Here is a 12,266-nt window from a genome sequence, read left to right on the forward strand (position 1 = left end):
GTTCCCCTGCTGCTGGAGAGTCGTCGCCATGACTGCCATTATCCCCGCTTCTTCGCCGGATTCGTCTAGTCAGACGCTGACCAAGACGCTGGGCGAGCGCATCGTGATTCTCGATGGCGGCATGGGGACGATGCTGCAGGATCATCGCCTCGAGGAAGCGGACTTCCGCGGTCAGCGCTTCGCCGACTGGCCCAGTGAGCTCAAGGGCAACAACGACCTGTTGACGCTGACGCGACCGGATATCGTCGAATCGATCCATCGCGCCTATCTCGAGGCCGGTGCCGACATCGTCGAAACCAACACCTTCAACAGCACCCGGCTCTCCCAGTCCGACTACGGCATGGAGTCGCTGACCGTCGAGCTCAACCGTGAGGCGGCACGGCTGGCGCGCGAGGTCTGCGACGCTGTCGCCGAGGAGACCGGCGTGCCGCGCTATGTCGCCGGCGTATTGGGCCCGACCTCGCGCACCGCGTCGCTGTCGCCGGACGTCAACGACCCCGCCCGCCGCAACGTCACGTTCGACCAACTGCGCGACAACTATATCGAGGCCGCCACGGCGCTGATCGACGGCGGCGCCGATCTGATCCTGATCGAGACGATCTTCGACACGCTCAACGCCAAGGCGGCCATCTACGCCCTTGAGGCGCTGTTCGAGTCACGCGGCGAGCGCTTGCCGGTGATGATCTCCGGCACCATCACCGACGCCTCCGGACGCACGCTGTCCGGCCAGACCACCGAAGCATTCTGGAACGCCGTGCGTCACGCCCAGCCGCTCTCGGTGGGCCTCAACTGTGCGCTGGGTGCCGAAGAACTCAGACCCTACCTGCAGGAACTTGCCGCCAAGGCCGACACTTTCGTGTCCGCCCACCCCAATGCGGGCTTGCCCAACGAATTCGGTGAATACGACCAGACCGCGGAAGAGATGGCGGCGATCGTGGGTGAATTCGCCCAGAGCGGCCTGATCAACGTCATCGGTGGCTGCTGCGGTACCACGCCGGAGCACATTGCAGCCGTCAAGCGCGCTGTCGAGGGCGTGGCGCCGCGAGCCATCCCCGAGCGCCCCGCCGCCTGCCGACTCTCCGGTCTCGAGCCGTTCAACATCGAAGCGGACTCGCTGTTCGTCAATGTCGGCGAGCGCACCAACGTGACCGGCTCGGCGCGCTTCAAGCGCCTGATTCAGGAAGAGGACTACACTACCGCCCTGGAAGTGGCGCTGGAACAGGTCGAGAACGGCGCCCAGGTGATCGACATCAACATGGATGAAGGCATGCTGGAGTCCGAGGAAGCGATGGTGCGCTTCCTCAACCTGATCGCCGGCGAACCCGATATCGCCCGCGTACCGATCATGGTCGACTCCTCGAAATGGTCGATCATCGAGGCCGGCCTCAAGTGCATCCAGGGCAAGGCGATCGTCAACTCGATCTCGCTGAAGGAAGGCGAAGCGTCGTTTCGCCATCAGGCCAACGAGTGCCGACGTCACGGTGCCGCCATCGTGGTGATGGCGTTCGACGAGCAGGGTCAGGCCGATACCTTCGAGCGCAAGACCGAAATCTGCCAGCGCGCCTATCGGCTGCTGGTCGACGATATCGGTTTCCCCGCCGAAGACATCATCTTCGATCCCAATATCTTCGCCATCGCCACCGGGATCGAGGAACACAACAACTACGCCGTCGATTTCATCGAGGCGACGCAGTGGATTCACGAGAATTTGCCCCACGCGATGATCTCCGGCGGCGTTTCCAACGTGTCGTTCTCGTTTCGTGGCAACAACGCCGTGCGCGAAGCGATCCACTCGGTGTTCCTCTACCACGCCATCAAGGCCGGCATGTCGATGGGCATCGTCAACGCCGGCCAGCTGGCCGTCTACGATGATCTGCCGAGCAAGCTGCGCGAAGCCGTCGAGGACGTGGTGCTCAATCGCCGTGACGATGGCACCGAACGACTGCTGGAGGTCGCCGAACAGTATCGAGGCGACGGCGGAGGCACCGCCAGGAAAGAAGACCTGGAATGGCGCAGCTGGAAAGTCAACAAGCGGATCGAACACGCCCTGGTCAAGGGCATCACCGCTTACATCGAGGCGGACGCGGAAGAAGCCAGAGCCGCGGCCGAACGCCCGATCGAGGTGATCGAAGGCCCGCTGATGGATGGCATGAACGTGGTCGGCGACCTGTTCGGCGCCGGCAAGATGTTCCTGCCCCAGGTGGTCAAATCGGCGCGGGTCATGAAGCAGGCAGTTGCCTATCTGATTCCCTACATCGAAGCGGAAAAGTCCGGCGAGGTGCAGTCCAAGGGCAAGATCATCATGGCGACCGTCAAGGGTGACGTTCATGACATCGGCAAGAACATCGTCGGCGTGGTACTGCAGTGCAACAACTACGACGTGGTCGATCTCGGGGTGATGGTGCCCGCCGAGAAGATCCTCAAGACTGCCCGCGAGGAGAACGCCGACATCATCGGCCTATCCGGTCTGATCACGCCGTCGCTCGACGAGATGGTCCACATCGCCAAGGAGATGAAGCGCCAGGGTTTCCAGCTGCCGCTGCTGATCGGCGGCGCCACCACCTCGAAAGCCCACACGGCAGTCAAGATCGCGCCGCAGTATGACGAGCCGGTAATCTACGTCAGCGACGCCTCTCGCGCCGTGGGCGTTGCCAGCCGCCTGCTCTCGCCGGCGCAGAAGCCGGGCTACTTTGCCGATATCCAACACGAATACGATCAGGTCCGCGAGCGCAACGCCAAGCGTCGTCCCAAGGCCTCGGACATCGGTTACGCCGCTGCCAGAGAGCGACGCTTCAAGATCGACTGGGAGCACTTCGAGCCGGTCAAGCCGATCCAGCCCGGGCTCACGGTGTTCGACGACTACGACCTCGAGGAACTGGTCGAAGTCATCGACTGGACGCCGTTCTTCATGACCTGGCAGCTGTCGGGCAAGTATCCCCGAATTCTCGAAGACGAGGTGGTCGGCGAAGCCGCTCGCAACCTGTTCCGCGATGCCCAGGTCATGCTGCGCAAGCTGATCGACGAGCGTCACATCCAGGCCCGTGGCGTGATCGGTCTGTGGCCTGCCAACAGCGTCGACGACGACGTGATCGAGGTCTATGCCGACGAGAGCCGCGAGACCGTGATCGAGCGCCTTCATCACATTCGCCAGCAGAGCACCAAGGGCCGCGACGGCATCTGCCACAGCCTGGCCGACTTCATCGCACCGCGCTATCGAGAGAACGGAGAACCCAGCGACAAGCTCGACTGGATCGGCGGATTCGCGGTGACCTCCGGCCACGGCGCCGACGAACTGGCCAAGCGTTACGAAGCGGCCGGCGACGACTACAACGCGATTCTGGTGCAGGCGCTGTCGGACCGTCTGGCGGAAGCGTTTGCCGAGCGGCTGCACGCGCGCGTGCGCAAGGAGTTCTGGGGCTACGTGCCGGAGGAAACACTGGACAATGACGCCCTGATCGCCGAGAAATATCAGGGTATCCGCCCTGCGCCCGGCTATCCGGCATGCCCGGATCACACCGAAAAGGCCACCCTGTTCCGTCTCCTTGCCGCCACCGAAAACACCGGCATCACGCTGACCGAAAGTTTTGCCATGTGGCCGGCGGCGGCGGTTTCGGGCTGGTACTTCGCCCATCCGGAATCGAAATATTTTTCCACCGGCAAGATCGGTCGTGATCAGGTCGAGAAACTGGCGCATCGCAAGTCGATGCCGCTGGCAGAGCTGGAGCGGTGGCTATCGCCCGTGCTCTCCTACGATCCGGATGCTTCCCAGGCCGGTGACAACGAACGGGATTCGAGCTCTGCGCTGGCGTCGTGACGACCAGTCCGTAATAACGATAAAGCAACAAATTATGAGTATTTATTCTTTTGTAGAATAAAGCGCCCGCGGTAAGGTGCACTCATTGGCAATCCATGACTAGCAGGATCAGGCCCGATGTATCGCTACGATTCCTATGACCAGACGCTCGTTGACGAGCGCGTTGCGCAGTTCCGTGACCAGATGGACCGCTATCTCGCCGGCAAGCTCGGTGAAGAGGAGTTTCGTCCGGTTCGTTTGCAGAATGGCCTGTACATTCAGCGCCATGCGCCGATGCTGCGGATCGCTATCCCTTACGGCATGTTGAGCAGCCATCAGCTCCATGCGTTGGCGACGATCACTCGCCGCTACGATCGCGGCTACGGCCACTTCACCACCCGCCAGAATCTGCAGCTCAACTGGCCGGCGCAGGAAGACGTCCCCGATATCCTGGCGGATCTGGCCAAGGTTCAGATGCACGCGATCCAGACCAGCGGCAATTGCATTCGCAACACCACCAGCGACCAGTTCGCGGGTATCGCCAAGGATGAAGTGGTCGATCCACGCCCCTGGTGCGAGCTGATTCGTCAATGGTCCACGCTGCACCCTGAATTCGCCTATCTGCCGCGCAAGTTCAAGATTGCAGTCACCGGCGCCACCCATGACCGCGCCGCGATTCACGTCCACGACATCGGCCTGCGACTGTTCCTGAACGACGCCGGCGAGCTGCGCTTCCGCGTGCTCGCTGGCGGCGGCATGGGGCGTACGCCGATGATCGGCGAGGTGGTCCGTGCCGACCTGCCCTGGCAGCATCTGTTGACCTATCTCGAAGCCATCGTTCGCGTCTATAACCAGTTCGGTCGTCGCGACAACAAGTTCAAGGCGCGAATCAAGATCCTGGTCAAGGCGCTGGGCGTCGAAGAATTCGCCCGCCGCGTCGAGGCCGAATGGGCCCATCTCAAGGATGGCCCGCAGACGTTGAACGACGGCGCGGTGGATGAAGCCAAGACCCACTTCCCCGAGCCGGCGCGTCGTCCGGTGGCCGAGTCCGCGATCGTCGCGTTCGATCAGCTGCGGCATGACAACCGCGCCTTCGCCCGCTTCGTGACCAACAACGTCATGGATCACAAGGTACCGGGCTACAAGGCGGTCACCCTGTCGTTGAAACGACGCGAAGCGGCGCCGGGCGATATTACCGCCGATCAGATGGATGCCGTGGCGGATCTCGCGGAAACCTTCGGTTTCGGTGAACTGCGCGTCACTCACGAGCAGAATCTGGTGCTGTCGGACGTCCCCGTCGACGAGATCGAAGCGCTATGGCAGCAGTTGGACGCGCTGGGCATGGCTAACCCCACCGTGGGCACGTTGAACGACATCATCTGCTGCCCAGGCGGGGATTTCTGCTCGCTGGCCAACGCGGTGTCGATCCCCATCGCCCAGGCGATTCAGGAGCGCTTCGAGGATCTCGATTTTCTCTACGACCTGGGCCCGATCGATCTCAATATCTCCGGCTGCATGAACGCCTGCGGTCATCACCATGTCGGCAACATCGGCATTCTCGGTGTCGACAAGAAAGGCGAGGAGTACTACCAGATATCGCTGGGCGGCAACGCCGACGACGATGTCTCGCTGGGCAAGATCCTGGGCCCTTCCTTCTACCGTGAAGACGTTCCCGACGTCATCGACAAGGTACTACAGGTCTACGTCGAGAAGCGTCTGGATGAAGAGCGCTTCCTCGATACCTACCGCCGTGTCGGCCATCAGGCTTTCAAGGAGCGTGTCTATGCAGCCTGAACAGGAGCTTCAAGAAGTCCATCAACACGCCCAGGAAGCCGTCACTGCCACGAGTGCGCTGATCAAGCTCGGCAAACCGGTCACCGATACCTGGGTGCTCTCCCGCGACGCGGAAAGCCTGCCCGAGAGACGTCCCGCTATCGTGCCGCTCGCCTTGTGGCAGCAGCATGCGAATCAGGACGACCTGGCCCCGTGGCTGTCAAGCGACACCGAGTTGACACCGGAACTGGTCGCCGAGCTGGAACGGACGGCCCTGATCGCGATCGACTTCCCCGCCTTTACCGATGGCCGAGGCTATACGCTGGCGCGACTGCTGCGGGAACGTTTCGGATACGCCGGCGAAGTGCGCGCCATCGGCGACGTACTGATCGATCAGCTCTATTACATGAGCCGCTGCGGCTTCGATGCGCTGGCACTGCGTGAGGACCAGGAACTCGAACCGGCCCTGAAGGCGCTCAAGGCTTTCACCGTCAGCTATCAGCCGGCCGTGGATCTGAGCGAACCGCTCTTTGCTCGACGCCTGAAAGAACGATAGAGCAGCGAAGGTCTTACCCGTATCTCCCAATGACCCCGGCCAGGGCCGGGGTCATTGCGTTTTAGCCGAATCGGTCCTGCTCACTGCTTCAACCACGGCGTTTCTGTTGGCGCTCACGATTGTTGGCCCGCGCCCGTTCGGACTTGCGCAGCATCACGAAGGTTGCGCCCAGACCGCCCTGATGGGCCGGCGCCGAACTGAACGCCTGAACCTGTTCCAACTGTTTCAACCAGTGGTTGAGATAGGAACGCACCACGTTGGACCGGCCATCGTCATCCCGCGAACGTCCGTGCACGATGAGAACGCTGCGCAGATCGTGCTCATAGGTGTCGCGGAGGAAGCCAAACACCGCACGACGGCATTCGATCACCGGCATGCGCAGAAGATGCAGACGTGCTTCGGCGGCATAGCCACCGTGACGCAGCCTTTCGAGCACCCCAATCTGGATGCCGTCGCGGCGGAACTCGATCGGATCGTGAGCGCCTAAAAGGTCGACGAACTCGTCGGACAGGAAGTCTCGCTGGTCGTCACCGGCCTGCTGCGCACTGGCACGACGCGCCAGCTGGGCCTCCGACGGCGACGCTTGAGCCCGGGCGAGCGCGGCCTTGTCGCGCCCTTTTCTAAGAGGCTGCACATCGTTACCCAAAGCATCACGGAACGCCTGGTGGTCGTTGGTCGCGTGACTCATGATGGCTTTCCTCCGTCGATACCTCATTGGTGCTTCGACTTCAAATGCTAGCACGGGGTTCGGGAGCTCGATCAACGGCGTGTCGTTTCTTCTCCAGCGCTGCGCCGTCTGCACATTGTGTATGCTGGCAGCAGTGCTTCTTGAAACGTCTCTTGAATCGTCTCTCGAAACGTCTTTCGACACGCCTACCCAGCTTCTCCACCTAGATCAGGGTCTTTCATGACAAGACGTCTTCTCATCGGGTTTTTCGTCCTGCTGATCACGGCGATCGCCATTGGCGGCGGATATTTCTGGTATACCTTCATGAGCCCCTACGGCTACCAGCCCGCGGAAACCGCGGTCATCGACGACCGGGTGCCGGAGCAGGACGTTTTCGTCTACGGCACTCTGCGCTATGACTGGTTGCGCTGGGTCATCATGGGAACGCCGGCTGACACGCGCGATGCCACGTTGAAGGGATACCGCCGGCAGGATCTCGACATTCTGCCGCAGGCGGACGCCGAGGTGCCGGGGGAAGTGCTGACGGTCAGTCCCGATGCCCTGGAAGCCTTGGATCGTTACGAACGACTGGGAATTCGCTATACCCGGGAGAGCGTCAAGCTCGAAGACGGCACCATCGCCTGGGTCTATCGGCGCATCCCGGAACAGGCCGCGCCGCCGCGGCGCAGCCGTGATTGAGGCTGTGTCGCCATAACCGCTACAATGCGGGTCCGATAACGTCGCGCTAGCATGGCCGGGATTAAGATGGCCCTTGTTGAAATGGCCCGCGCTGATAGATGCCGTGACGACAGATGCCGTGCTGACAAGCCCGCGCGAATAGATCTCGTGCTGACAGAACAAGGTTATGCCTCACCGATGCCTACGCTGACGCTGTACCACAATTCGCGTTGCTCGAAGTCCCGCGAAGCGCTTGCCCTGCTGGAGTCCCGCGGCGTCGAAGTCATCGAACGCCGCTATCTGAACGATCCGCTTTCCCGCGAAGAGCTGGAGGGGTTGGCACGGCGTCTGGGCGACGATGTCGATCAGATACTTCGCCGTGAAGAGACGGAGTGGCAGATGCGGGGCATCGACGAGCCCACACGCGCGCAAATCATCGATGCCATCGTCGAGCATCCGCGCCTGATGCAGCGGCCGATCGCCGACGACGGCGAGTATGCCGTAGTCGGTCGCCCACCCCAGGCCGTTCTCCAGCTGATCTAACGTTTCAGTACCGACACCACCCGTGCGCCCGAGGGAATTTCATGACTGATCGTACCGCCAACCGCGGCTCTGCCGTCCCTTACGTTCTCGTTCTCTACTATTCACGTCAAGGCGCGACGAAAACCCTGGCGGAGCAGCTGGCTGCAGGCATCGAAAGCGTCTCGGGCATCGAGGCACGACTCCGTACCGTCCCACCGGTTTCTCCGGTCTGCGAAGCGAGCGCCCCGGAAGTGCCAGACGAAGGCGCCATTTACGTCGACGAAGACGATCTACGCCACTGTGCGGGCCTCGCACTGGGCAGCCCGACGCGATTCGGCAACATGGCGGCACCGCTCAAGTATTTTCTCGATACCACCAGTGGCCTGTGGATGAACGGTGTACTGGTCGACCGGCCGGCTACCGCTTTCACATCGACGGCCAGCCTGCATGGCGGCCAGGAAAGCACCCTGTTGACCATGCTCATTCCGCTGCTGCATCACGGCATGGTCTACGCCGGTGTACCCTATAGCGAAACTGCCCTGCTGAGCACTCAGAGCGGCGGAACGCCCTACGGCACCAGTCATCTGGCGGGACCCAATGCGGACCGTGAAGTCGATGCCGATGAGCGCGCGCTGGCCATGGCTCAGGGGCGCCGCCTGGCCGAACTCTCGCTGGCGCTCAAGTCGATGCGGGATGCGCGTTCATGACTTTGTCATCGTCCCCGACCGCTGACGCCACCGCCCTGAACGCCGCTCGCCGGGGGGTATGGATCGCCTATGCCGCGTTGCTGGCCCTGCTGGTGGTCAGTGGCATCTGGCACTACGTGCAGCAGCACGCCCAGGCGGCCGCGATACTGGTTCGAATTCTGCCGCTGGTACTGTTCCTGCCGACGCTGCTGATGCAGCGGCGTCGCGGCCATATCTGGCTGACGGCGCTAGGCGTGCTTTACGTCGTTCAGGGGATCATGATCGTTGCCAAGGGCGGAGGCTCGGTGCTGGTCGGCGCCGAGATTCTGGCCGCCGCCGGCCTGGCGATCATGGCCTATCGGTACGTTCGCTTGCGCGGCCGGATCGATCGTCCCACCTCGTGAGACCATCCAGCGTACTGATTCTGGCCATGCTGGTACTCAGCGTGGCCAGCAATCTGTTGGGCTGGCCAATCTGGCCGGCGGCAATACTGGCTTGGCTGGCCACGCTTAGGCTGTTCCGCAAGCTGCCACGAACCTCGCGTCGCCAGGCCGGAACCCTGTTCGGCGCCGGCCTGCTGCTATGGGCGGTGGCGCTGATACGCGGCACACCCTATCCCCTGCTGCATGCCCTGACCATCAACCAGTCACTGCTGATGATGTTTGCCGGGGTCAGCTTTCTGACCATGGCGACACCACCGACCGATAGCGACGATCAGCGCTCGGGCAGCATGCTCGGCACGATGCTTGGCGCACATCTGTTCGGTGCCGCGATCAATCTGTCGGTGGTCTTCCTGTTTGGCGAGCGGATGCAGCGCGACGGCAAGCTGACCCGCTCGCAGGCGCTCATCGTCGGGCGTGGTTTCACCGCCGCAGCCGCCTGGTCCCCTTTCTTCGTCGCCATGGGCGTCGCCCTGACCTACGCCCCGGGGCTCGACTATCTGAGCCTGCTCCCGTGGGGGCTGTTGGCGGCGGCTCTGCTGCTCGCGCTCAACTGGATCGACATCCGGCGATTGAACGCCCCTTTCGTCGGCTACCCGATCGGGAAAAGTGCGCTGCTGATGCCTTGTATACTGGCCGTCGTAGTCATCGCATTGCATCTGTGGCGACCCGATCTCTCCATTCCGCTGATCATCGCCATCGTCGCGCCAGTGTTCTCGTTTCTGCTGATGCCACGCGATCATCGACGTGACCGGATGCGCCATCAGTTCACCCATGGGCTACAGCGACTGGCACCCCAGTTCGCCCTGTTTCTGGGTGCCGGCGTCATCTCGACGGGGCTAGCCGCCCTGTTGGCCAGTCTGCCTGACGGGCTCGATCTGCCGATCGATCATTTCGGCCACTGGCAGGCTTGGTTTGCGCTGGGCGTGATCGTGGTGATCTCCTTTACCGGCATTCATCCGCTGATCGGCATCGCGACGCTGGCGCCGCTGATCGCCCCGCTGCATCCCGATCCCACCCTGCTCGGCATGCTGTTTCTGATGTGCTGGGCGCTGGGAACCGGTAGCAGCCCACTGTCAGGCAGCAACCTGGCCATCTGCGTGCGCTACCAGATTGCCGTGCGCGACATGCTGCGCTGGAATCTGCCCTATGCCATTCTCGGCTGGTGCTGTTGCGGGCTGGTGCTGGCGCTTCACGCGGCCCTTGGCTAATCCCACGTCGACCCGGAGCAGCGATACGCCGGGCCAAGGTGATGAGCGGAGCCAAAGACCGCTACCAGAGACCGCTACCAGAGACCAAAATCAGGGGATGAGCCTAATGACTAAGAGCCGGGGGCATCATCACCGTGCTCGGTCAGGCTACAATGGTCACCATTCATAGCGTACGCATGGAGAATCACTGATGAGCGACCTCGCCGGTATGCGACGGGATTACGAAGGCGAAGCCCTGGCGCCGGAAAATACCCCCGACACGCCACTTCCCCTGTTCGAGGATTGGCTGAACCAAGCCATCGAAAGTGAAGGGTTGGACGCCAACGCCATGACCCTGGCGACGGTCGACAGCGAGGGGCATCCCCACGCCCGTGTGGTGTTGCTGAAAGGTTTCGACCCGCAGGGTTTCCGCTTCTATACCAATTATCAGAGCCAGAAAGGCAACGAGCTCGCCCACGTGCCCAATGCCGCGGTCGTATTCTGGTGGCCCGCTTTGCAGCGGCAGGTCAGGGTCGAGGGCAGCGTGGAAAAGGTAGATGTTCAGCAGTCTGACGACTATTTCTCCAGCCGCCCTCGCAAGAGCCAGCTGGCCGCCTGGGTTTCGCAGCAAAGCGTCGAGATTCCCAACCGGGACTGGATGCAAGAACGCCTGGCACGCTTCGAGCAGGTCTACACCGACCAGCCGGTCGAACGGCCGCCGCACTGGGGCGGATATCTGCTCGTGCCGCAGACGATCGAGTTCTGGCAGGGGCAGCGCAGCCGTCTGCATGATCGCGTGCGCTACACCCGTCGAGACAGCCAGGCCACCGAATGGCATCGCACCCGTCTGGCGCCGTGACGGCCTTCGGGAAACCTGCTCGACGTGCCAGTCTGTGGCTTCTCAGACTGAGGTTTCCGAGCCCGTGGCTTCCTGAACTGAGATCTCTGAGGCAGTGATCTCCGAGGCTACGGTTTCCCGAACTGAGATTTCCAAGCCCAGAACGCAAAACGCCCGGCCATCATGACCGGGCGTTCTTTTGGGATTGACGCGGGGCTGCGTTAGTCGGCAGTACCGTCAGTCCATTCGGCGACGACATCGGGATGCTCGTCGACCCACTTCTTGGCGTTCTCGTAAGGATCCGAACCGTCTTTCTGGTTCATGAGCATGACTTCGCCCATCTGATCCGGCGTCCAGTTGAAATTGTCGAGAATCGCATAGGCTTGCGGCATCTCGTCCTTCAGGCCCTTATGCACGACGGTGCTGATGTGCTCGGCATCGCCATAGGCCTTCTTCGGATCGTCGAGATACTTGAGATCCCAGCGCGCGAACATCCAGTGCGGCGTCCAGCCGGTCACCACGATGTCCTCGTGATTCTTGACCGCATCGGCCAGCGCCGAAGTCATGGCGGCACCGCTGCTCGACTGCAGCTGCAGCTTGTCGATGCCGTATTCGTCGATGGCATCTTCGGTCTGTGACATCAGGCCCGCGCCCGGATCGATCCCCACAATCTTGCCGTCGAATTCATCGGCGTGATCGTTTAGCTGATCGATCGAGTCGATATCGGTGTATTCCGGTACGACCAGCCCAAGCTTGGTCCCTTCCAGGTTGGGGCCGAGATCTTCGACATCATCCTGAACTTTCTTGAGATAGTCGCCGTGCGTGGTCGGAAGCCAGGCAGCCACGATGGCGTCGGCATCGCCGGTTCCCACGGCCTGCCACATCACGGCGGCACCCAGAGAGTTCATTTCGACGTCGTACCCCTGTTCTTCGAGTACGGCGCGAATCACGTTGGTGGAAGCGACTTCGGATGCCCATTCGACGTAGGCCAGCTTGATGGTTCCCTTGTCGTCCTGGGCCTGGGCGACACCGGCGGTCATGCTGATGCCGGCGGCCATCATCAAGGCGCCATAGCGAACGGCTTGCGACATTACGTTACGTGTCATCGACTTTCCCCTTCTTG

11 protein-coding genes are annotated in these 12,266 nt (G+C 62.0%); 9 read left to right on the top strand and 2 right to left on the bottom strand.

Features of this window, described 5'->3' with window-relative positions:
• The first annotated feature begins 28 nt into the window (after positions 1 to 28).
• From metH to DOM58_RS03735, 3 genes are all read left to right on the top strand, one after another.
• On the top strand, positions 29 to 3,814 hold the full coding sequence (gene metH / locus DOM58_RS03725; protein ID WP_110691804.1) for a methionine synthase: 3,786 nt from the start codon (positions 29 to 31) through the stop codon (positions 3,812 to 3,814).
• A 117-nt stretch (positions 3,815 to 3,931) separates the two neighbouring features.
• Positions 3,932 to 5,587 (top strand): nitrite/sulfite reductase, encoded by a 1,656-nt coding sequence (locus DOM58_RS03730; RefSeq protein ID WP_110691805.1) that lies wholly within the window; start codon positions 3,932 to 3,934, stop codon positions 5,585 to 5,587.
• Complete coding sequence (locus DOM58_RS03735; protein WP_110691806.1) at positions 5,577 to 6,122, top strand: DUF934 domain-containing protein; 546 nt, start codon at positions 5,577 to 5,579, stop codon at positions 6,120 to 6,122. Before DOM58_RS03730 ends, DOM58_RS03735 begins: the two co-directional genes overlap by 11 nt.
• A gap of 88 nt (positions 6,123 to 6,210) precedes the next feature.
• Here DOM58_RS03735 and smrA read toward each other — a convergent pair whose 3' ends face one another.
• Positions 6,211 to 6,810: a DNA endonuclease SmrA gene (gene smrA, locus DOM58_RS03740; protein WP_110691807.1), complete on the bottom strand. Its 600-nt coding sequence runs from the start codon at positions 6,808 to 6,810 to the stop codon at positions 6,211 to 6,213.
• A 219-nt stretch (positions 6,811 to 7,029) separates the two neighbouring features.
• Here smrA and DOM58_RS03745 point away from each other — a divergent pair, with 219 nt between their 5' ends.
• The 6 genes from DOM58_RS03745 to pdxH all read left to right on the top strand — a co-directional run bounded on the left by DOM58_RS03745 (position 7,030) and on the right by pdxH (position 11,164).
• Positions 7,030 to 7,488, top strand: coding sequence for a gamma-glutamylcyclotransferase family protein (locus tag DOM58_RS03745; protein WP_110691808.1), 459 nt, complete (start codon positions 7,030 to 7,032; stop codon positions 7,486 to 7,488).
• Positions 7,489 to 7,635: 147 nt separating this feature from the next.
• Entirely contained in the window at positions 7,636 to 8,010 is a 375-nt protein-coding gene (locus DOM58_RS03750) for an arsenate reductase family protein (protein WP_245392137.1), read from the top strand.
• A gap of 41 nt (positions 8,011 to 8,051) precedes the next feature.
• Positions 8,052 to 8,696 (top strand): NAD(P)H:quinone oxidoreductase, encoded by a 645-nt coding sequence (gene wrbA, locus DOM58_RS03755; protein ID WP_110691810.1) that lies wholly within the window; start codon positions 8,052 to 8,054, stop codon positions 8,694 to 8,696.
• Positions 8,693 to 9,079 carry a DUF2069 domain-containing protein gene (locus tag DOM58_RS03760; protein WP_110691811.1) on the top strand — a complete coding sequence of 129 codons (387 nt, stop codon included), beginning with the start codon at positions 8,693 to 8,695 and terminating at the stop codon, positions 9,077 to 9,079. Before wrbA ends, DOM58_RS03760 begins: the two co-directional genes overlap by 4 nt.
• On the top strand, positions 9,076 to 10,326 hold the full coding sequence (locus DOM58_RS03765; RefSeq protein ID WP_245392138.1) for a hypothetical protein: 1,251 nt from the start codon (positions 9,076 to 9,078) through the stop codon (positions 10,324 to 10,326). Before DOM58_RS03760 ends, DOM58_RS03765 begins: the two co-directional genes overlap by 4 nt.
• Positions 10,327 to 10,513: 187 nt before the next feature.
• A complete protein-coding gene (pdxH, locus tag DOM58_RS03770) occupies positions 10,514 to 11,164 on the top strand; it encodes a pyridoxamine 5'-phosphate oxidase (RefSeq protein WP_110691812.1) in 651 nt (216 codons plus the stop codon).
• A gap of 200 nt (positions 11,165 to 11,364) precedes the next feature.
• Here pdxH and DOM58_RS03775 read toward each other — a convergent pair whose 3' ends face one another.
• Positions 11,365 to 12,249 carry a glycine betaine ABC transporter substrate-binding protein gene (locus DOM58_RS03775; protein ID WP_075562308.1) on the bottom strand — a complete coding sequence of 295 codons (885 nt, stop codon included), beginning with the start codon at positions 12,247 to 12,249 and terminating at the stop codon, positions 11,365 to 11,367.
• Between the last annotated feature and the right edge of the window lie 17 nt (positions 12,250 to 12,266).

Origin of the sequence: Salinicola halophyticus (genome assembly GCF_003206695.1) — a bacterium.
In the GTDB taxonomy this organism is placed as follows: Bacteria; Pseudomonadota; Gammaproteobacteria; order Pseudomonadales; family Halomonadaceae; genus Salinicola; species Salinicola halophyticus.

Excerpts from the sequence above, each read along its gene's own strand:
- metH (WP_110691804.1), top strand. The coding sequence starts at position 29 with ATGACTGCCATTATCCCCGCTTCTTCGCCGGATTCGTCTAGTCAGACG.
- DOM58_RS03730 (WP_110691805.1), top strand. The coding sequence starts at position 3,932 with ATGTATCGCTACGATTCCTATGACCAGACGCTCGTTGACGAGCGCGTT.
- DOM58_RS03735 (WP_110691806.1), top strand. The coding sequence starts at position 5,577 with ATGCAGCCTGAACAGGAGCTTCAAGAAGTCCATCAACACGCCCAGGAA.
- smrA (WP_110691807.1), bottom strand. The coding sequence starts at position 6,810 with ATGAGTCACGCGACCAACGACCACCAGGCGTTCCGTGATGCTTTGGGT.
- DOM58_RS03745 (WP_110691808.1), top strand. The coding sequence starts at position 7,030 with ATGACAAGACGTCTTCTCATCGGGTTTTTCGTCCTGCTGATCACGGCG.
- wrbA (WP_110691810.1), top strand. The coding sequence starts at position 8,052 with ATGACTGATCGTACCGCCAACCGCGGCTCTGCCGTCCCTTACGTTCTC.
- DOM58_RS03760 (WP_110691811.1), top strand. The coding sequence starts at position 8,693 with ATGACTTTGTCATCGTCCCCGACCGCTGACGCCACCGCCCTGAACGCC.
- DOM58_RS03775 (WP_075562308.1), bottom strand. The coding sequence starts at position 12,249 with ATGACACGTAACGTAATGTCGCAAGCCGTTCGCTATGGCGCCTTGATG.